The sequence below is a fragment of the Mesorhizobium sp. B1-1-8 genome, from assembly GCF_006442795.2.
In the GTDB taxonomy this organism is placed as follows: domain Bacteria; phylum Pseudomonadota; class Alphaproteobacteria; order Rhizobiales; family Rhizobiaceae; genus Mesorhizobium.
Window position 1 is genome coordinate 894,119 of sequence record NZ_CP083956.1, and the last position, 19,195, is coordinate 913,313.

Genomic DNA, 19,195 nt, shown 5'->3' on the forward strand with positions numbered 1-19,195 from the left:
GCGGCGGGCATGAGCGCGCACGCCCTTTATGTCACCGCCGCCTATGCCATTACGGCGATCATGCTGGCCGGGCTGATCGGCTGGATCCTCATCGACCAGCGGGCGCGCAAGCGCGAGCTTGCCGCGCTGGAGGCGGCAGGCGTGCGGCGGCGTTCGGATAAGGCCGGAGCGACAAAGCCGTGAGCACGGAAACGGAAGCTCCGGCGTCCCGCCGCCGTCTGTTCGTGCTGTTGCCGCTGCTGATCTTTTTGGGGCTCGCCGGACTGTTCCTGTCGCAGTTGCTCTCCGGCCGCGACGCCTCGGAAATTCCCTCGGCGCTGATCGGCCTGCCGGCGCCGCAGACGAGCCTACCGCCGCTGGAAGGGACGAACCTGCCGGGGCTCGATTCTAAAAGCTTTGCCGGCAAGGTGACGCTGGTCAACGTCTTTGCGTCCTGGTGCGCGCCATGCCGGGAAGAACATCCGGTGCTGCTGGCGCTGTCGCAGGACAAGCGGTTCACGCTCGCCGCGCTGAACTACAAGGACGAGCCGGAAAATGCCCGCCGCTTCCTCGGCGATCTCGGCAATCCGTTCCAGGCCATCGGCGTCGATCCGGCCGGCCGCGCGGCCATCGACTGGGGCGTCTACGGTGTGCCGGAGACCTTCGTCATCGGCAAGGACGGCAGGATTGCCTATAAGCATGTCGGGCCGCTGACACCGGAATCGGCGCGGGATTTGCTGTTACCGCAGATCGACAAGGCGCTCGCGGCACCGGGTTGACGCGGCGCCCCCTCATCCGGCCGCTGCGCGGCCACCTTCTCCCCGTTGGGGAGAAGAGGTTGGCGCCGACGCTGACCAGCTCCTCTCCCCTGGGGGAGAGTCGGATTGCCCCGAATTGCCCTTCGCAATTCGGTTGGCAATCCGGGTGAGGGGCAACCCCGAAGAACTCAGCCGTAGATCTGCTTGTGGACCTGGTAGAGCATTTCCGAGCGGTCGGCGCGCAGGTCGGCCAAGTCGCGGCTCGACAGGTTCTCGATTTCGGCGACGAGGCGGTTGTAGTGACGGCGCTTGCTGATGCTGGTGCGGGCGCGGGTGACAAGATTGTCGAAGATCATGACGAAGGTTCCTTATCTGCCGCGTTGGCGCGGCTGGTTGTTCCTCCCAGATCGATTGCCAGCATGACATAGGAATGGTGCGCCGCAAAAGAAAGATGTTGCAACGCAGCATTGCAAGTGACGCATAGCGGGTTAATGCCGTCGTAGCCGGGCTATCGGTCAAGCCGCACTCATCGGCCGTTTGGACGTCTTTCCCCGCCATATTGTCATACAAATTGCAGCCTTTCCGTCTTGCCTTCTCTCGCGCAGGCTGGCTTGATCCGCCGTCAATCGATGCCGGGAGGAAAAGCATGGCGGCCGCCGACTTTTACGAAATTCTCGATCCGCGCTTCGCGCGCCTGTTCAATGGCAGCGCGCATGTGGAAAAACTGTTCACCGGCTGCCGGTGGGCGGAAGGTCCGGCCTGGTTCGCGGCCGGCCGCTATATCGTCTGGTCCGACATCCCCAACAACCGCATGCTGCGTTATGACGAGACCGACGGCAACGTCAGCGTGTTCCGCGAGCCGTCCGGCAATTCCAACGGCAACACGGTCGACCGCGAGGGCCGCCTGGTGACGTGCGAGCATTCGGGCCGCCGCGTCAGCCGCACCGAGCATGACGGCTCGATCACCACGCTCGCCGAGAAGTGGAAAGGCAAGCGGCTGAACTCGCCCAACGACGTGGTGGTGCGCTCTGACGGCTCGATCTGGTTCACCGATCCAAGCTACGGCATCGACACCGACTATGAGGGCGACAAGGCCGAGAGCGAGATCGGCGCCTGCAATGTCTACCGCGTCGATCCGGACTCGGGCGAGGTGGAGGCCGTCATCACCGACATGGTCAGGCCGAACGGGCTTGCCTTTTCGCTGGATGAAAGCCTGCTTTATGTCGTCGATACCGGCCGCACGCATGGAGCGCAGAACCCTGCGCATATGCGGGTGTTCAACGTTGGCAAGCACGGCAAGAAGATTTCCGGCGGCAAGGTCTTCGCCGACTGCACCGCCGGCCTGTTCGATGGTTTCCGGCTCGACTCCGACGGGCGCATCTGGACAAGTGCTGCCGACGGCATCCATTGCTACGATCCCGACGGCACGCTGATCGGCAAGGTCAAGGTGCCGGAAGTGACCGCCAACTGCGTCTTCGGCGGCAACAAGCTGAACTGCCTCTACATCGCCGGCACCACCTCGCTCTACATGGTGCGGCTGATGGTCAACGGGGCAAAGACGTACTGAGCCGCGGTCAAAAAATTGAAGGAGGACGTCATGCCGTTCGTCAACATTCGCATCGTCAAGGAAGTGATCGCCGCCGATCCGGCAGGCAAGAAGGCCGACATCGCAAGGAAAGTGACCTCGGCAATCATGGAAGCCACCGGGCTCGGCAATGACGATGTCTGGGTGGTCTTCGAAGAGGTCAACGCCCGCGACTGGTATGTGGGTCAGACGGATGTCGAGACGAGGAGGAAGGGGTAGGACGCCGGCGGTGTACGGGAGCACCGTTCCATTCATCATCCCATTCGCCACCCACCATTTGACCATTCACTTTTCGGTTCCCGCCCTCCAACGGTGAGCTCGCCGCTGACAGTCTCGACATCCGTTGCGGCCGGAAACGGAAGCGCATTGCTCGCGGCCATCTCTCCCCCAAACAGGTCTTCGCCCACTTTCCTCCACCACCGCCAAAGCGGCCGCAGGAAAGCGGTTCCCGGCAAAACCTGTTTCCCCCTCCAACCCACCGCTCGCCGTTCCGGGAAGCAGGACGGGGGCCTGCTTCGCCGTCCATTAAGTGAGCAAGGCGAGGTGTGTGGGGCGGAGATGGTCCGCTGGGTTATATTTTGGAATTGCATCGACTGACCCATTGGAGTAGTAGCTGACCATGGTGAAAGCGGTTCCCGTCAGCGTCGTGGAGACACCGGAATTCCTGTCAGCGACCCGCAAGCTTATGAGCGATGACGAGCGCGCGTTGCTGGTGGACTATCTGGCCCACAATCCGACGGCAGGCGACCTCGTTCAGGGGACGGGCGGCATCCGCAAGGTTCGGTGGACTCTGGACGGGCGAGGCAAGCGCGGCGGCGCGCGGGTGATCTACTTCTACCACGATGCCGACATGCCGCTCTTTGCGCTCACCGCCTACGCCAAGAACGAGCGGGCCGATTTGAGCCGGCAGGACAAGAACGACTTCCGCCAGATGACCACGATGCTGGTGGACGCATTCAAGAGGAGAAAATCATGAGCAAGGTTGCCGACAGCATTCGACGCGGCCTGAACGAAGCTCTGGCCTATACCGATGGCAAGGCCGACGCGAACGCCTATCGCGTTCATGTGCCCGAACGTATCGACGTGAAGGCGATCCGTACGAAGCTCGACATGACGCAGGAAGAGTTCGCGGGCCGGTTCGGGTTCAGCGTCAATACGCTGCGCCATTGGGAACAGGGTTCGCGCCAGCCGGAAGGGCCGACTCGCGCCTATCTTCTGGTCATCGACCGAGCCCCGAAGGCCGTTCAGAAGGCTTTGCAGGCGGCTTGACCCGGGCGGTCACTATCAACAACCAACCCGTGCTACGTCACGGGTCTGCGCGCGTCGCTTCGTCGCCGTAGGGCGACGTTATGTTTACGCCCGGATGAAATCGGCAAAAGCCTGCACCGCCTCGCGCATCGCCCGTCGGTTCGCCTGCTCCGCCAATATCAACTCCACTTCCGGCGGCTTCTTGCCGAGCAGGGCAATCTCGAGCGGCGCCTCCTCATGCATCGCAAATGACATGGTGCGCATGACCTCGGCGAGTGCCGCGCGGGCGTAGAGCGAGCGCGGCGAGGCATGCACCAGCATGGCCGGCCTGCCGACGGCGGCGTCGCGCGAGACCAGCCAGTCGAGCGCGTTCTTCATGCCGCCGGGCACGCCATGGGCATATTCGGGACAGGATACGATGACGCCGTGGCTCCGAGTGACCGCTTCGATCAGCCGAGCGGCCTCCGCAGGCGTCCGTTCACCCTCGTCGTCCGGGTTGAAGATCGGCAGCCGGCCGAGCCCGTCAAAGACGGTCAACCGGCAACCGGGAGGCGCATTCGCGGCAAGAGCCGCGAGGAGAGCCGAATTGGTCGAGGCGGCGCGCAGGCTGCCGGAGATGGCGAGGATTTCGAACAAGGAGTAGACCGGACGGAACGGGTGAGTCGTTCCGAGATGCTACCACAGGGTCGGACCGCACACGCCGACAGCAGGCGAGGTTTCCTACTTGCCGGCCTTCTCTTCCTTCACGGTCTTGTCCTCCAGCGAATGACGCATGATCAGCGGCATCTGGCTGAAAGTGAACAGCAGCGTGATGGGGATCGTGCCCCAGACCTTGAAATAAACCCAGGTTTCCTCGGAAAAATTGCGCCATACCACCTCGTTGAGAACGGCGAGAAACAGGAAGAACAACCCCCACCGGAAGCTCAGCTTGCGCCAGCCTTCGGCATCGAGTTGGAAGGCGGTGTCGAATACATAGCCGAGCAGCGACCGGCCGAAGGCGAGCCCGCCAAGCAGGGCGACGCCGAACAGCGAATTGATGATGGTCGGTTTCATGAAGGCGAAGGTCTTGTCCTGCAGATAGAGCGCCAGCGCGCCAAATCCGAACACGACGATTCCGGAAACCAGCGGCATCAGCGGCAGGCTGCGCATCAGCAGCCAGGAGACGCTGAGCGACAATGCGGTCGCCACCATGAAGAAGGCGGTGGCGATCAGGATCGGGTCACCGAGATGGGTCAGTACCGGAAATTTCTGGGCCAGCCATTCGCCGCGGATGTTGACGAAGAAGAACACCAGGCCCGGCCCCAGTTCGAGCAGGAATTTCAGGCCGGGGTTGATCGGCTTGCGGCGTGGATCGGACGGGTCCCGTTCGAGGATGTTCATAAAGGTCCTTCTTGCGCATGATCTGGCCAAAAAGCAGGCCGTTTCAAGAGATCGTGCTTTATTCAAGCCACGCCGGCGATCGCCCTGGCGAATTCGCTGGCGGAAAACGGTTCGAGGTCGTCGACCTGCTCGCCGACGCCGATGAAATAGACCGGCAATCTGTGCTTGGCCGCGATCGCCACCAAAATACCGCCGCGCGCCGTGCCGTCCAGCTTGGTCATCACCAGGCCGTTGACGCCGGCGACATTGCGGAAAATCTCGACCTGGTTCAGCGCATTCTGGCCGGTGGTGGCGTCGACCGTCTGCAGCACGGTGTGCGGCGCTTCCGGGTCGAGCTTGCCCAACACGCGCACTATCTTTTCCAGCTCCGCCATCAGCTCGGTCTTATTCTGCAGCCGCCCGGCAGTGTCGATGATCAGCACGTCGGAACCGGCTTCCTTTGCCCGTTCGAAGGCGTCGTAGGCGAGGCCGGCGGCATCGGCGCCGAGTTTCGAGGCGATGACCGGCGACTTCGTGCGCTCGCCCCAGATTTTCAGCTGCTCGATCGCCGCGGCGCGGAACGTGTCGCCGGCGGCGAGCATCACCTTGAGGCCGCCATCGGTCAGCTTGGCCGCCAGCTTGCCGATGGTGGTGGTCTTGCCGGTGCCGTTGACGCCGACGACCAGGATGACATGCGGCTTGTGGCTGAGGTCCAGCTCCAGCGACTGGGCCACGGGGGTCAGCACCTTCTCCACCTCGGCCGCCATGATGGCGCGGACCTCCGTGTCGGAGACATCCTTGCCGTAGCGGCTGGACGCCAGCGCATCGGTGACGCGCAAGGCCGTCTCCAGGCCGAGATCGGCGCGGATCAGCACGTCCTCCAGGTCCTGCAGCGTGTCTTCGTCCAGCTTGCGCCGGGTGAAGACGCCGGCGATGTTGCCGGTGAGTTCGCGCGAGGACCGGGCGAGCCCGTCGCGCATGCGCTGGAACCACGAGCGGCGAAGGACTGGCTCCGGCGCCTTTTGCGGCTCGGCCTTCTGCTCGACTTTCTTGGCGACGGTCACCTTGCCGACGGATGGCGTCGGCTTTGGTTCAGGGGGCGGTTGCGGCGTGGGCACGGCCTCAGGCTCGGGCGCGATCTCAGCGCGTATCGGCTGCGGTTCGATCGGCGCTGGCTGGCGAATGGGCGGCGAAACTTCGGCCGGGGGAATTTCGGGTGCGGGCGGCTCAGCCGGGAGCTCGGAAGGCGTCGGCACCTCGACGGGCGCGGGTTGCGGCTGCCTCTCGGGCCGCGACGGCACGATCACCGGCTCGGAAGGCACAGGTAGCGGCACTTCTTGCGGCTGCGGTTCTGGCGTGGGCTCCGGAACGGCGGGCGGCACCGGAATCTCTTCCGGCACCGGCGGCTCGGGGGTCTCCGGCGCGGGTTTCGGCTCTTCTTCCGGCTCGGGCTGCGGCAGCGGCTCCGGTTCGGACGGAACGGCCGGCTCCGGCGTCGGCGGGATGGTCGGCGCGGGCTCCGGCTTTGGTTCCTCGGGCACCGGCTGAGGCGCTGCCTCGGCTGCCGGCTTCAGCGCCTCCAGCGCGTCCCATTTGATCGGCGGCAGCGGAGCCGTTTCGTCGACGCGCTCCTCGACGACTTCCTTCTTGCCGAACGAAAATATCTTCTTGAAAAAACCAGCCATGCGTCTCGCAGTCTCAGGCGGCTTGCGCGGCAAGCGGCGCCGCGTTCAGTCGGGCGCCGTCGTGACCAGTGATCATGGCATCGACGATCTCCCCGGGTGCGCCCCTGTCGATCGCGGCGAGCGTGAACCCTTCGGTGCGGCCTATCCCGTCGCGCTCGACCAGGATCGATTGCCTCGTGCCGGAGAGCGACGACAGATGGCGACGATAGGCGGCCTCGCCTGCGGCACGCAGTCTGGCTGCGCGTTGCTTCACCACCTCGCGACGGACCTGCGGCATGCGCGCGGCGGGCGTGCCTTCGCGGGGCGAGAACGGGAAGACATGCAGATGCGTCAGGCCGCATTCCTCGACGATTTTCTCCGAATTCTTAAACATCGCCTCGGTCTCGGTCGGGAAGCCGGCGATGATGTCGGCGCCGAAGACGATTGCAGGGCGCAGCTTGCGCACGTCCTCGCAGAAGCGAATCGACTGGTCGCGCAAATGCCTGCGCTTCATACGCTTGAGGATCATGTCGTCGCCGGACTGCAGCGACAGATGCAGGTGCGGCATCAGCCTGGGCTCGGTGGCGATCGCCTCGAGCAAGTCGTCGTCGGCCTCGATGGAATCGATGGAGGACAGCCGCAGGCGCTTCACGTCCGGCACCTGACGCAGGATTGTCTTCACCAGCTTGCCGAGCTTCGGGCTGCCCGGCAGATCGGCGCCGAAACTCGTCATGTCGACGCCGGTCAGCACGATCTCGGCATAGCCGTTGCCGGCCAGCCGCTTGACCTGCTCGACCACGGCGCCCATCGGCACCGAGCGCGAATTGCCGCGGCCATAGGGGATGATGCAGAAGGTGCAGCGATGGTCGCAGCCGTTCTGCACCTGGACGAAGGCGCGCGCCCGCCCTTCGATGGCGTCGACCATATGACTTGCTGTCTCACGCACCGAGAAAATGTCATTGACGCGCGCCTTCTCGGTGTCGTTGACGCCGAAGTCCGGCAGCGCGCGATAGGAGTTCGCCTTGAGCTTCTCCTCATTGCCGAGGACGAGATCGACCTCGTCCATGGCGGCGAAATTCTGCGGCTCGGTCTGCGCGGCACAGCCGGTGACGATGATGCGCGCTTCAGGATTCTCGCGGCGCGCCTTGCGGATCGCCTGCCTGGCCTGGCGCACCGCTTCGGCGGTGACGGCACAGGTGTTGAAGATGACGGCGCCGCCCTTAAGCGCGCCGAGGCCGGCGCTTTCGGCTTCGCGGCGCATTACTTCCGATTCATAGGTGTTCAGCCGGCAGCCGAAGGTGACGACGTCGATGCCCCTGGAGTTGGCCGGCGCGGACATCAGGCGGCGCTTTCGGTGTCGCGGGCCCAGGCACCGGTCGAGGGGTCGAAACTGCCGGAAAATTCCCATTCGGCAGCACCGGTGAGGATGACATGGTCGTCGTCGCGCCATTCGACATGCAGCGAACCGCCGCCGGGCGTCATCAGCGACACGCTGCGGCCGGTGCGCCTGGTGCGGGCGGCGGCAACGACGGCGGCGCAAGCGGCCGAGCCGCAGGCCTTGGTAAGGCCGGCGCCGCGCTCCCAGGTGCGGATGACCATGCTGTCGGGTGAGGTAACCTGGGCAAGCGTGATGTTGGCGCGCTCGGGGAAGATCGGATGGTTTTCAAGCAGCGGGCCGAAGCGGTCGAGCTCATAGGACCAGACATCGCGGTCGACCCAGAAGATGGCGTGCGGGTTGCCCATCGAGACGACCGAGGGCGAATGCAGCGCCGGCGCATCTATCGGGCCGATCTGCAATTCGATCATGCGGGTGTCGCGGAACTCTTCGGCAAGCGGTATCTCCTGCCAGCCGAAGCGCGGCTTGCCCATGTCGACCGAGATCGTGCCGTCGGCATGTTCCCTGGCGTTGAGGATGCCGGCCCGGGTCTCGAAGGTGAAGGTCTTCTGCCCGGTCTCGGCGGCGAGCGCCTGGACGACGCAGCGCATGCCGTTGCCGCAGGCCTGCGCGCCCGATCCGTCGGAATTCAGGATATCGACATAATAGGCGGTGCCTGGCGTTCTTGCGTCATGGATCGCCATGATCTGGTCGAACTTCGTCGCGGCGTCGGCATTGAGCGCGATCGCCGCCGCCGGCGTGACCCGGTCGGCACGACCGCGCATATCGGCAACGATGATCTCATTGCCGATACCGTTCATCTTGGCGAAGGGGGCCGTGCCTGCCATCTAACCCGGTCAATCCATATCTGTTTGGCGCTATATGGCGGAAACGGGCGGGAATTACCAGTGCGGCCGCCTCACGGCGAAGGCGCCGGACCTGGCCACGGCGATGACGCCGGACCTAGCCACGGCGAAGACGCCGAGCTTAGGTTACCGCGAAGACGCCGAGCACGAGCAGCAGGAACAGGATCAGCACGATACCGATGAGGATGCGCGCGCCCATGGCGGCGGCGCCGGCCAGAACCGGCATGCCGAGCAGGCTCGCAGCGGCGGCGATAATGAGAAGGATGATGATCCATCTGATCATGGAAAGCTCCCAGCGGAATTGCGCTGCGAGTTCAACGCGTTTTGTCGGCTTGGGTTCCTTGGAAGCCGCCGGCGTGCCCGACCCTCCGCTGCGCGCGATGCAAAAACGGCGCACTGGTGCAAGCATTTGCCAGCGGAATGCCAAGGTCATCGTGCCGCTTCGTTCTAGGATCGGGTGCGGAAGAGGTAACAGCATGGCAATGAAACGGACCAGGACCCCATGGATGAAGGCCGAGGATTTCGGCCGCTCGCTGCCGCACGGGCTGGGCGTCAACCTTCTGGTGACCGACATGGCGGCGATGGAAGGCTTCTGCCGCGATGTGCTCGGCGCGCGCATCACCTATGCTGATGAGGATTTCGCGGCGATCGAGCTTCTGGGCTCGGTGTTCATGCTGCATGCGGACCATTCCTATCTCGACAATCCGATGACCGGCGTCATCACCGGCGCCGAGACCCGCGGTGCCGGCATCGAGCTGCGCCTCTATGGCGCCGATCCGGATCAAGTCGAGAAAAAGGCAGCCGCATCCGGCTACATCGTGCTTGCCGGCACGATCGACAAGCCGCACGGCCTGCGTGAATGCTACATCGTCGGTCCGGATGGCTACGTGTTCGTGCCGAGCGCGCGGATATAATGTCGATGTTTCAAGTCTTTAGGCAGCATATTGGTGCCGTTCAGGTGCCGCCCTTCGCTGCGATAAATTTGCAACAGCGGCTCCGAAAACCCTATTTTAACCATATCGGGTTGAAATTCTGCCACCTTCTCCATCTTGGTGAGGGAGATTGCGCGGACGGCACCCCCGGGCCGGCTCCGACGGAGGTTGGAATGATTTTTTCACGGACTGGTCTTGTGGCCGTATCGCTGGCCGCGCTCGTTGCGAGCGGCTGTTCAACCTCGCGGTTCTCGTCGATGGACGACCAGCAGCCGGCGCCGCTCACGCCGGCGCCCTCCGGCTCGGTGACGCAAAACCAGCTGCCGCCGCCCACCGCCCCCGGCACCACCGACCCGTCGCAATTTCCGACCGCGCCGAAGAACACGCAGGTTGCCTCGCTGCCGCCGAACGGCTCGGCGCCCGCCGGTGCCGCGGACCTGACCGCGGCCAGCGTCGCCGGCGTGTGGAACGCCAGCGTTTCCGGCCAGGGTTGCAAGGTGGCGACGCCGCAGACCAAATTCGGCGCCGGCTATCGCGCCGGTCCGCTGCACTGCCCGGCCCCGCTCGACGGCATCAAATCGTGGAACGTCGCCGGCAAGCAGCTGACGCTCTATGACGAGAATGGCGGCACGCTGGCCAGGCTCTACTCCTCGGGCGGCGAAAAGTTCGATGGCCAGACTTCCACCGGCCTGCCGATCTCGCTTACAAGGTAGAGCGAAACCGCCCTTTTCTACGCAATTGCGGCGGGAAAACCGCTGGAACGACGTGACCGATGCATCTGCGTGACGGCCTCCAGACCCATGCGACCGTCAGGCAACGCTACGACCATCTGGTCGAGACCGGCGCGGTCGAGCGCGACCCGGCGCAGGAGCGTGTCGTCGCCGCGCTGGACAGGCTGACCGACGAGATCTCCGCAAAAAGGCTGGCGCACAAATCGAGCGCGCTGGGCTGGCTGTTCGCGCGCAGCAGGCAGCCGCGCGAGACGGTCAGGGGCCTTTACATCCATGGCGGCGTCGGCCGCGGCAAGACCATGCTGATGGACATTTTTTTCGAATTGCTGCCGGCCAGGCGCAAGCGCCGCGTTCATTTCAACGATTTCATGGCCGATGTGCAGGATCGCATCCAGAAGCACCGGGCAGCGCGCAAGAACGGCGATGTCAGGGAAGACGATCCGATCCCGCCGGTGGCGCGCGCACTTGCCGACGAGGCTTGGGTGCTGTGCTTCGACGAGTTCTCGGTCACCGATATCGCCGACGCGATGATCCTGTCGCGGCTGTTTTCGGCGCTGTTCGCCAATGGCGTGGTGCTGGTTGCCACCTCCAATGTCGCGCCTGAAAACCTTTATCGCGACGGGCTGAACCGCCAGCTGTTCGTGCCTTTCATCAGACTGCTGGAGCGCAATGCCGAGGTGCTGACGCTGGATGCCGAAAAGGATTACCGGCAGGAAAAGCTCAATCGCCTGCCGGTCTATGTCATGCCGGCCGACGAGGCGGCCGACCGCGCGCTCGACGAGGCCTGGAAGGAAATGACGCGCGGCAAGCCGACGGCACAGGTGACGCTGACGCTGAAAGGCCGCCAGCTCATCGTGCCGCGCGCCGCCGGCGATGCTGCGCGCTTTTCCTTTGCCGACCTGTGCGAAAAGCCGCTCGGCGCGCGCGACTTCCTGGCGATCGCCGGCCGCTTCTCGACCGTCTTCATCGACCATGTGCCGGTGCTGGGCGAAGGCAAGCGCAACGAGGCCAAGCGCTTCATCCTGTTGATCGACACGCTGTACGATCACCACGTGCGGCTGGTGATGAGCGCCGAGGCGCCACCGGAAGGGCTCTACACCGCCAGGCGCGGCAACGAGGCGTTCGAATTCGAGCGTACCGCCTCGCGGCTGATCGAGATGCAAAGCCGCGACTGGCTGGAAGACTGGGCGGAACGGCAGGAGGCTGAGCCGGCCGAAGCGAAGCAGGCGCAGGCCCAGGGAATATAGTTCGTTACTCTTCCGCATCGTTTGAGATTGGCGAAACCCGGCGCGACGGCCAATCTCCCTCCCTGAGGGGGAGATGGCCGGCAGGCCAGAGGGGGTCGTCTCACATAAGGCGCCAACGCCCCCTGCGCGTCGCCAAAGAAGAGGTCGGTGCTCCACGCGCGGCGACCCCCCTCTGTCGCCTTCGGCGACATCTCCCCCTCAAGGGGGAGATTTGGAGCCAGCATCACAACGGCGTCATCACCGGGATATAGCCTTCCGGTTTCCACGTTGATGCGATAAATTCTCCCAAGTCGGCTTACAAATTTTGACGTTTACGTAATCCAAAATCTATCTAACCGATTGAAAATACTGGGGTTGAAATAATCGATTGAATTTATTCCGCACCGGAGCTATGGGTGCGGCTAAATCTCGCGGTTCCCGCAGCATTCCAGCCTCCTCGGCCCCCTTCACGGCACGGTCACACACAAAGGGAAAACATCCTGACATGGCACGCAACAAGATAGCGCTCATCGGCTCGGGCATGATCGGCGGCACGCTCGCCCATATGATCGGCCTCAAGGATCTCGGCGACGTGGTGCTGTTCGATATCGCCGAGGGCATTCCGCAGGGCAAGGGTCTCGATATCGCGCAGTCGTCGCCGGTCGACGGGTTCGATGCCAGGCTGACAGGCGTCAACGACTATGCCGGCATTGAGGGCGCGGATGTCTGCATCGTCACCGCCGGCGTGCCGCGTAAGCCCGGCATGAGCCGCGACGATCTGCTCGGCATCAACCTCAAGGTCATGGAGCAGGTCGGCGCCGGCTTGAAGAAATACGCGCCGAAGGCCTTTGTCATCTGCATCACAAACCCGCTCGACGCCATGGTGTGGGCGCTGCAGAAGTTCTCCGGCCTGCCGCACAGCCATGTCGTCGGCATGGCCGGCGTGCTGGATAGCTCGCGTTTCCGCTATTTCCTGGCCGAGGAGTTCAAGGTCTCGGTCGAGGACGTCACCGCCTTCGTGCTCGGCGGTCACGGCGATAGCATGGTACCGATGATCCGTTATTCGACGGTGGCCGGCATTCCGCTGCCCGACCTTGTCAAAATGGGCTGGACCTCGAAGGAGAAGCTCGACCAGATCGTGCAGCGCACCCGGGACGGCGGCGCCGAGATCGTCGGCCTGCTCAAGACCGGCTCGGCCTATTACGCGCCGGCCGCTTCGGCGATTGCCATGGCCGAATCCTACCTCAAGGACAAGAAGCGCGTGCTGCCCTGCGCCGCGCACCTCTCCGGCCAGTATGGGGTGAAGAACACCTATGTCGGCGTTCCCGTGGTGATCGGCGCCGGCGGCGTCGAGCGCGTCATCGAGATCGACCTGTCGAAGGCCGAGCAGAAGATGTTCGACTCCTCGGTGGCAGCCGTGCAGGGCCTCACCGAGGCCTGCGTCAAGATCGCCCCGCAACTCGCCGGCAAGTAAACCGCCCAACATCGTTCCGGAGACCAAGCGCATGAACATCCATGAATATCAGGGCAAGGCGCTGCTGAAGAGCTTCGGCGCTCCGGTGGCCGAAGGCGTGCCGGTGTTCAAGGCAAGCGAGGCGGAGGCCGCGGCACAAGCGCTGCCCGGCCCGCTCTATGTGGTGAAGAGCCAGATCCATGCCGGCGGCCGCGGCAAGGGCAAGTTCAAGGAGCTCGGCCCCGACGCCAAGGGCGGCGTGCGGCTGGCGAAGTCGGCGGCGGAAGTGGTCGCCAACGCCAACGAGATGCTCGGCCACACGCTGGTCACCAAGCAGACGGGACCTGCCGGCAAGCAGGTCAACCGCCTCTATGTCGAGGACGGCGCCGACATCGAGCGCGAGCTCTATCTGTCGATCCTGGTCGACCGCTCGGTCGGCCGCGTCGCCTTCGTGGTCTCAACCGAGGGCGGCATGGACATCGAGGCGGTGGCGCACGACACGCCGGAAAAGATCATCACCGTCGCCATCGATCCCGAAAAAGGCGTGACGGCGAATGACGTGAAGAGGCTCAACGACGCGCTGAAGCTCGACGGCGACGCGGCCAGCGACGGCGGCACGCTGTTCCCGATCCTCTATAAGGCCTTCGTCGAGAAGGACATGAGCCTGCTTGAGGTCAATCCGCTGATCGTCATGAAGGACGGGCATCTGCGCGTGCTCGACGCGAAAGTCTCGTTCGACAACAACGCGCTGTTCCGTCACCCCGACGTAATGGAATTGCGCGATACCACCGAAGAGGACGAGAAGGAGATCGAGGCGTCGAAATACGATCTCGCCTATGTCGCGCTCGACGGCAATATCGGCTGCATGGTCAACGGCGCCGGCCTCGCCATGGCGACGATGGACATCATCAAGCTCTATGGTGCTGAGCCGGCTAACTTCCTCGACGTCGGCGGCGGCGCCTCGAAGGAAAAGGTCACGGCGGCGTTCAAGATCATCACCAAGGATCCGGCGGTCGAAGGCATCCTGATCAACATCTTCGGCGGCATCATGAAATGCGACGTCATCGCCGAGGGCGTCATCGCCGCGGTCAAGGAAGTCGGGCTGAAGGTGCCGCTGGTGGTGCGTCTGGAAGGGACCAATGCCGAACTCGGCAAGAAGATCATCAACGACAGCGGACTGAACGTCGTGTCGGCCGACGATCTCGACGACGCGGCCAAGAAGATCGTGGCGGCGGTGAAGGGATAGTGTGGCCCATGACGATCGTGGCTCTCAGCGTGAACTGAGCTGGAGAATACGGGTGGAACAGGACGTCACTCAGAGCTTGCTTGGATACATCATCGCTTGGTTGCCGCTGGCAGTTTTCCTGGTGATCTGGATTTGGGGTCTTGTCACACTCAAGCAATATGTGCGGGCGCGCGAACTCGCCGGGCACGACAATGCGGCGGCTATTCGTGAACTCGTCGAGACAAATCGAGAGATTGTAGGCGTGCTACGCGAACTGAAGTCAGAATTTCAAGGGCGGAAATCGTAGGATGCCCCCGCGCAAGATAAACCTGGTCGAGGCGGCGGACGCGAAGATCACCAAGGTCTTCGATCCGCATATCGCCGGCGACGTCAATGATAGCCAGGCCAAGGTCGCCAAGTTCGGCGAGGTCTTCGACTGGCATGCGCATGCGCATGAGCATGAGGACGAAGCCTTCCTCGTGCTGCGCGGCCGCATCGCCATCGATTTCCGCGACGGGCCGGTCGAGCTCGGCGAGGGCGATTTCATCGTCGTGCCGCGTGGGGTTGAGCACCGCCCGCGCTCGCTGACTGCGGAGCCGGTGGTGCTGATGTTCGAGCCGGCGACGACGCTGAACACCGGCAATGCCAAGAGCGACCTCACCGTCACCGACCTGAAGCGGCTCTGACCATGGCCGTGCAATTTTCCTCGATCAACGGTTTTTAAAAAGGGCTTCCATGTCCATTCTCGTCGACAAGAATACCAAGGTGCTGGTGCAGGGCCTGACCGGCAAGACCGGCACGTTCCACACCGAGCAGGCGCTCGCCTATCACGGCACCAGGATGGTGGGCGGCATCCATCCGAAGAAGGGCGGCGAGACCTGGGCCGGCGCCAAGGGCGAGAGCCTGCCGATCTTCGCCACTGTCGCCGAAGGCAGGGCAATGACCGGCGCCAACGCCTCGGTCGTCTATGTGCCGCCGGCGGGTGCTGCCGAAGCCATCATCGAGGCGATCGAGGCCGAGATCCCGCTGATCGTCTGCATTACCGAGGGCATTCCCGTGATGGACATGGTCAAGGTCAAGGCGCGGCTCGACCGCTCGACCTCGCGGCTGATCGGCCCGAACTGCCCGGGCGTGCTGACACCCGACGAATGCAAGATCGGCATCATGCCGGGCAACATCTTCCGCAAGGGCTCGGTCGGCGTTGTTTCCCGCTCGGGAACGCTTACCTATGAGGCAGTCTTCCAGACCACCAATGTCGGCCTCGGCCAGACCACCGCGGTGGGCATCGGCGGCGACCCGGTCAAGGGCACCGAGTTCATCGACGTGCTGGAGATGTTTCTCGCCGACGACGAGACCAAGTCGATCATCATGATCGGCGAGATCGGCGGCTCGGCCGAGGAAGACGCTGCGCAGTTCCTCAAGGACGAAGCGAAGCGCGGCCGCAAGAAACCAATGGCGGGCTTCATCGCCGGGCGCACCGCGCCGGCCGGCCGCACCATGGGCCATGCGGGCGCCGTCATCTCCGGCGGCAAGGGCGGCGCGGAAGACAAGATCGCGGCCATGGAATCGGCCGGGATAAAAGTTTCGCCATCGCCGGCTCGGCTCGGCACGACGCTGGTCGAGGCGATCAAAGGTTAAGGCAGTAGTGAGTAGGCAGTAGTCAGTAGTGAAAAAGGGACGAACGGGCGAGCAGCAGCTGAGCGGGGATTTTTATCTTTCTACTCACTACTGCCTACTCACTACTCCCTAAAAAGGAGACGGAGTCAGGCTCCGCTGAAACGACATGGCAAGACAAGATCAGGCCAACGACCAATTCTCGCTCACCTCTTTCCTCTATGGCGGCAATGCCGATTATATCGACGCGCTCTATGCCGCCTATGAGGACGATCCGGCCTCGGTCGATCCGGAGTGGCGGGATTTCTTCGCGGCGCTGAAGGACGACGCCGGCGATGTCCGCAAGAACGCCACCGGCGCGTCTTGGGCAAAGCCATCCTGGCCGCTGCAGTCCAATGGCGAATTGGTGTCGGCGCTCGACGGCAATTGGGGCCTGGTCGAAAAGGCGATCGAAAAGAAGGTCAAGGAAAAGGCCGTCGTCAACGGTGCTGCGCTTTCGGACGCCGACGTGCACCAGGCGACGCGCGATTCGGTGCGCGCCATCATGATGATCCGCGCCTACCGCATGCGCGGCCATCTGCACGCCCATCTCGATCCGCTCGGCATCGCCAAGCCGCTCGAGGACTATAACGAATTGTCGCCGGAAAATTACGGCTTCACCGCAGCCGATTACGACCGGCCGATCTTCCTCGACAATGTGCTGGGGTTGGAATTCGGCACCATCCGGCAGATGCTGGAGATACTCACCCGCACCTATTGTTCGACGCTCGGCGTCGAGTTCATGCACATCTCCGATCCCGAGGAGAAGGCCTGGATACAGGCGCGCATCGAGGGCGCCGACAAGGAGATCACCTTCACCGCCACCGGCAAGAAGGCGATCCTGCAGAAGCTGGTCGAGGCCGAGGGCTTCGAGCAGTTCATCGACGTCAAGTACAAGGGCACCAAGCGCTTCGGCCTCGACGGCAGCGAATCGCTGATCCCGGCGCTGGAGCAGATCGTCAAGCGCGGCGGCCAGCTCGGGCTGAAGGAGATCGTGCTCGGCATGGCGCATCGCGGCCGCCTCAACGTGCTCTCCCAGGTGATGGCCAAGCCGCACCGCGCCATCTTCCACGAGTTCAAGGGCGGTTCGGCCGCGCCCGATGAGGTCGAGGGCTCGGGTGACGTCAAGTACCATCTCGGGGCCTCTTCGGACCGCGAATTCGACGGCAACAAGGTGCATCTTTCGCTGACCGCCAACCCTTCGCATCTGGAAATCGTCGACCCGGTGGTGATGGGCAAGGCGCGCGCCAAGCAGGATCAGTTCGCCGGCCGCGAGCGCGGCGAGGTGGTGCCGCTGTCGGAGCGCGCCAAGGTGCTGCCGCTGCTTTTGCACGGCGACGCCGCCTTTGCCGGCCAGGGCGTGATCGCCGAAATCCTCGGCCTGTCGGGCCTGCGCGGCCACCGTGTCGCCGGCACGCTGCATTTCATCATCAACAACCAGATCGGCTTCACCACCAATCCGCGCTTCTCGCGCTCGTCGCCCTATCCGTCGGATGTGGCCAAGATGATCGAGGCGCCGATCTTCCACGTCAACGGCGACGATCCGGAAGCGGTGGTGCACGCCGCGAAAGTCGCGACCGAATTCCGCATGAAGTTCCACAAGCCGGTGGTGGTCGACATGTTCTGCTATCGCCGCTTCGGCCACAATGAGGGCGATGAGCCGTCCTTCACCCAGCCGATCATGTATCGCAACATCCGCGCCCACAAGACGACGGTGCAGATCTATGGCGAGCGCTTGATCGCCGAGGGCCACCTCACCCAGGCCGAACTCGACAAGATGAAAGCCGACTGGCGCGCGCATCTGGAATCGGAGTGGGAAGTCGGCCAGCACTACAAGCCCAACAAGGCCGACTGGCTCGACGGCGCCTGGTCCGGCCTGCGCACGGCCGACAACCAGGACGAACAGCGGCGCGGCAAGACCGCCGTGCCGGTCAAGACGCTGAAGGAAATCGGCAAGAAGCTGACCGAGGTGCCGAAGGATTTCGAGGCGCACAAGACGATCCTGCGCTTCCTCGAGAACCGCCGCCAGGCGATCGAATCGGGCGAGGGCATCGACTGGTCGACGGCAGAAGCGCTTGCCTTTGGCGCCATCCTGCTCGACGGCAATCCGATCCGGCTCTCCGGCCAGGATTCCGAACGCGGCACCTTCTCGCAGCGTCATTCGGTGCTCTACGACCAGAACGACGAAACCCGCTACATTCCGCTCAACAATCTGTCGGCGGCGCAGGCGGGCTACGAAGTGATCAACTCGATGCTGTCGGAAGAGGCGGTGCTGGGCTTCGAATATGGCTACAGCCTGGCCGAGCCGAAGGCGCTGACGCTGTGGGAAGCGCAGTTCGGCGACTTCGCCAACGGCGCCCAGGTGGTGTTCGACCAGTTCATCTCGTCGGGCGAACGCAAGTGGCTCAGAATGTCGGGCCTCGTCTGCCTGTTGCCGCATGGCTATGAAGGCCAGGGTCCGGAGCATTCGTCGGCGCGGCTCGAGCGCTTCCTGCAGCTCTGCGCCGAAGACAATATGCAGGTCGCCAACGTCACGACGCCGGCTAACTATTTCCACATCCTGCGCCGGCAGTTGAAGCGCGACTTCCGCAAGCCGCTGATCCTGATGACGCCGAAGTCGCTGCTGCGCCACAAGCGGGCGGTATCGACGCTGCCTGAAATGTCGGGCGAAAGCTCGTTCCACCGGCTGCTGTGGGACGACGCGCAGCTGCTGCAAAACCAGGCGATCAAGCTCACCAAGGATTCCAAGATCCGCCGCGTCGTGCTGTGCTCGGGCAAGGTCTATTACGACCTCTACGAGGAGCGCGAAAAGCGCGGCATCAACGACATCTATTTGCTGCGCGTCGAGCAGCTCTATCCGTTCCCGGCCAAGGCGCTGATCACCGAACTGTCGCGTTTCCGCAACGCCGAGATGGTGTGGTGCCAGGAGGAGCCCAAGAACATGGGCGCCTGGTCGTTCATCGATCCGTATCTGGAATGGGTGCTGGCGCATATCGACGCCAAGCATCAGCGGGTGCGCTACACCGGCCGTCCGGCCGCAGCTTCGCCGGCGACCGGCCTGATGTCGAAGCATCTCGGCCAGCTCGCCGCCTTGCTCGACGACGCGCTTGGCGAGTAAGCAGGTTGGGCGAATAAGCGGGC

22 protein-coding genes are annotated in these 19,195 nt (G+C 63.7%); 15 read left to right on the plus strand and 7 right to left on the minus strand.

Annotated features, from left to right (window positions below; translation table 11 throughout):
* The first annotated feature begins 9 nt into the window (after nt 1-9).
* Both ccmD and FJ974_RS04310 read left to right on the plus strand, forming a co-directional pair.
* Nucleotides 10-183: a heme exporter protein CcmD gene (gene ccmD / locus FJ974_RS04305; protein WP_140539104.1), complete on the plus strand. Its 174-nt coding sequence runs from the start codon at nt 10-12 to the stop codon at nt 181-183.
* Nucleotides 180-758 carry a DsbE family thiol:disulfide interchange protein gene (locus FJ974_RS04310; RefSeq protein ID WP_140539105.1) on the plus strand — a complete coding sequence of 193 codons (579 nt, stop codon included), beginning with the start codon at nt 180-182 and terminating at the stop codon, nt 756-758. Before ccmD ends, FJ974_RS04310 begins: the two co-directional genes overlap by 4 nt.
* 167 nt (nt 759-925) lie before the next feature.
* Here FJ974_RS04310 and FJ974_RS04315 read toward each other — a convergent pair whose 3' ends face one another.
* Nucleotides 926-1,093: a hypothetical protein gene (locus tag FJ974_RS04315; protein ID WP_140539106.1), complete on the minus strand. Its 168-nt coding sequence runs from the start codon at nt 1,091-1,093 to the stop codon at nt 926-928.
* Between the two features lie 290 nt (nt 1,094-1,383).
* Here FJ974_RS04315 and FJ974_RS04320 point away from each other — a divergent pair, with 290 nt between their 5' ends.
* The 4 genes from FJ974_RS04320 to FJ974_RS04335 all read left to right on the plus strand — a co-directional run bounded on the left by FJ974_RS04320 (nt 1,384) and on the right by FJ974_RS04335 (nt 3,591).
* Entirely contained in the window at nt 1,384-2,304 is a 921-nt protein-coding gene (locus FJ974_RS04320; protein WP_140539107.1) for an SMP-30/gluconolactonase/LRE family protein, read from the plus strand.
* Nucleotides 2,305-2,334: 30 nt separating this feature from the next.
* On the plus strand, nt 2,335-2,541 hold the full coding sequence (locus FJ974_RS04325; protein ID WP_140539108.1) for a tautomerase family protein: 207 nt from the start codon (nt 2,335-2,337) through the stop codon (nt 2,539-2,541).
* Nucleotides 2,542-2,941: 400 nt separating this feature from the next.
* A complete protein-coding gene (locus FJ974_RS04330) occupies nt 2,942-3,298 on the plus strand; it encodes a type II toxin-antitoxin system RelE/ParE family toxin (protein ID WP_226891472.1) in 357 nt (118 codons plus the stop codon).
* Nucleotides 3,295-3,591 (plus strand): helix-turn-helix domain-containing protein, encoded by a 297-nt coding sequence (locus FJ974_RS04335; protein ID WP_140539109.1) that lies wholly within the window; start codon nt 3,295-3,297, stop codon nt 3,589-3,591. The genes FJ974_RS04330 and FJ974_RS04335 overlap by 4 nt, the downstream gene beginning before the upstream one ends.
* Nucleotides 3,592-3,675: 84 nt before the next feature.
* Here FJ974_RS04335 and FJ974_RS04340 read toward each other — a convergent pair whose 3' ends face one another.
* From FJ974_RS04340 to FJ974_RS04365, 6 genes are all read right to left on the minus strand, one after another.
* Nucleotides 3,676-4,206 carry an NADPH-dependent FMN reductase gene (locus FJ974_RS04340; protein WP_140539110.1) on the minus strand — a complete coding sequence of 177 codons (531 nt, stop codon included), beginning with the start codon at nt 4,204-4,206 and terminating at the stop codon, nt 3,676-3,678.
* 84 nt (nt 4,207-4,290) lie between these two features.
* Nucleotides 4,291-4,950: a septation protein A gene (locus FJ974_RS04345; RefSeq protein ID WP_140539111.1), complete on the minus strand. Its 660-nt coding sequence runs from the start codon at nt 4,948-4,950 to the stop codon at nt 4,291-4,293.
* Nucleotides 4,951-5,012: 62 nt separating this feature from the next.
* A complete protein-coding gene (gene ftsY, locus FJ974_RS04350; RefSeq protein WP_140539112.1) occupies nt 5,013-6,614 on the minus strand; it encodes a signal recognition particle-docking protein FtsY in 1,602 nt (533 codons plus the stop codon).
* 13 nt (nt 6,615-6,627) lie between these two features.
* Entirely contained in the window at nt 6,628-7,932 is a 1,305-nt protein-coding gene (mtaB, locus tag FJ974_RS04355; protein WP_140539113.1) for a tRNA (N(6)-L-threonylcarbamoyladenosine(37)-C(2))-methylthiotransferase MtaB, read from the minus strand.
* On the minus strand, nt 7,932-8,816 hold the full coding sequence (gene dapF, locus FJ974_RS04360) for a diaminopimelate epimerase (protein ID WP_140539114.1): 885 nt from the start codon (nt 8,814-8,816) through the stop codon (nt 7,932-7,934). Before dapF ends, mtaB begins: the two co-directional genes overlap by 1 nt.
* Nucleotides 8,817-8,955: 139 nt before the next feature.
* Entirely contained in the window at nt 8,956-9,117 is a 162-nt protein-coding gene (locus tag FJ974_RS04365; RefSeq protein WP_140539115.1) for a DUF1328 family protein, read from the minus strand.
* 193 nt (nt 9,118-9,310) lie between these two features.
* Here FJ974_RS04365 and FJ974_RS04370 point away from each other — a divergent pair, with 193 nt between their 5' ends.
* The 9 genes from FJ974_RS04370 to FJ974_RS04410 all read left to right on the plus strand — a co-directional run bounded on the left by FJ974_RS04370 (nt 9,311) and on the right by FJ974_RS04410 (nt 19,172).
* Entirely contained in the window at nt 9,311-9,748 is a 438-nt protein-coding gene (locus FJ974_RS04370; protein ID WP_140539116.1) for a hypothetical protein, read from the plus strand.
* A 191-nt stretch (nt 9,749-9,939) separates the two neighbouring features.
* Nucleotides 9,940-10,479: an AprI/Inh family metalloprotease inhibitor gene (locus FJ974_RS04375; RefSeq protein ID WP_140539117.1), complete on the plus strand. Its 540-nt coding sequence runs from the start codon at nt 9,940-9,942 to the stop codon at nt 10,477-10,479.
* A 59-nt stretch (nt 10,480-10,538) separates the two neighbouring features.
* Nucleotides 10,539-11,744 carry a cell division protein ZapE gene (gene zapE, locus FJ974_RS04380; RefSeq protein ID WP_140539118.1) on the plus strand — a complete coding sequence of 402 codons (1,206 nt, stop codon included), beginning with the start codon at nt 10,539-10,541 and terminating at the stop codon, nt 11,742-11,744.
* A gap of 484 nt (nt 11,745-12,228) precedes the next feature.
* Nucleotides 12,229-13,197 carry a malate dehydrogenase gene (gene mdh, locus FJ974_RS04385; protein ID WP_140539119.1) on the plus strand — a complete coding sequence of 323 codons (969 nt, stop codon included), beginning with the start codon at nt 12,229-12,231 and terminating at the stop codon, nt 13,195-13,197.
* A 31-nt stretch (nt 13,198-13,228) separates the two neighbouring features.
* Nucleotides 13,229-14,422: an ADP-forming succinate--CoA ligase subunit beta gene (sucC, locus tag FJ974_RS04390; protein WP_140539120.1), complete on the plus strand. Its 1,194-nt coding sequence runs from the start codon at nt 13,229-13,231 to the stop codon at nt 14,420-14,422.
* A gap of 52 nt (nt 14,423-14,474) precedes the next feature.
* A complete protein-coding gene (locus FJ974_RS04395; protein WP_140539121.1) occupies nt 14,475-14,708 on the plus strand; it encodes a hypothetical protein in 234 nt (77 codons plus the stop codon).
* A 1-nt stretch (nt 14,709) separates the two neighbouring features.
* Nucleotides 14,710-15,087, plus strand: coding sequence for a cupin domain-containing protein (locus tag FJ974_RS04400; RefSeq protein WP_140539122.1), 378 nt, complete (start codon nt 14,710-14,712; stop codon nt 15,085-15,087).
* Between the two features lie 49 nt (nt 15,088-15,136).
* Nucleotides 15,137-16,039: a succinate--CoA ligase subunit alpha gene (gene sucD / locus FJ974_RS04405; RefSeq protein ID WP_140539123.1), complete on the plus strand. Its 903-nt coding sequence runs from the start codon at nt 15,137-15,139 to the stop codon at nt 16,037-16,039.
* Nucleotides 16,040-16,184: 145 nt separating this feature from the next.
* Complete coding sequence (locus tag FJ974_RS04410) at nt 16,185-19,172, plus strand: 2-oxoglutarate dehydrogenase E1 component (protein WP_140539124.1); 2,988 nt, start codon at nt 16,185-16,187, stop codon at nt 19,170-19,172.
* The last annotated feature ends 23 nt before the right edge of the window (nt 19,173-19,195 follow it).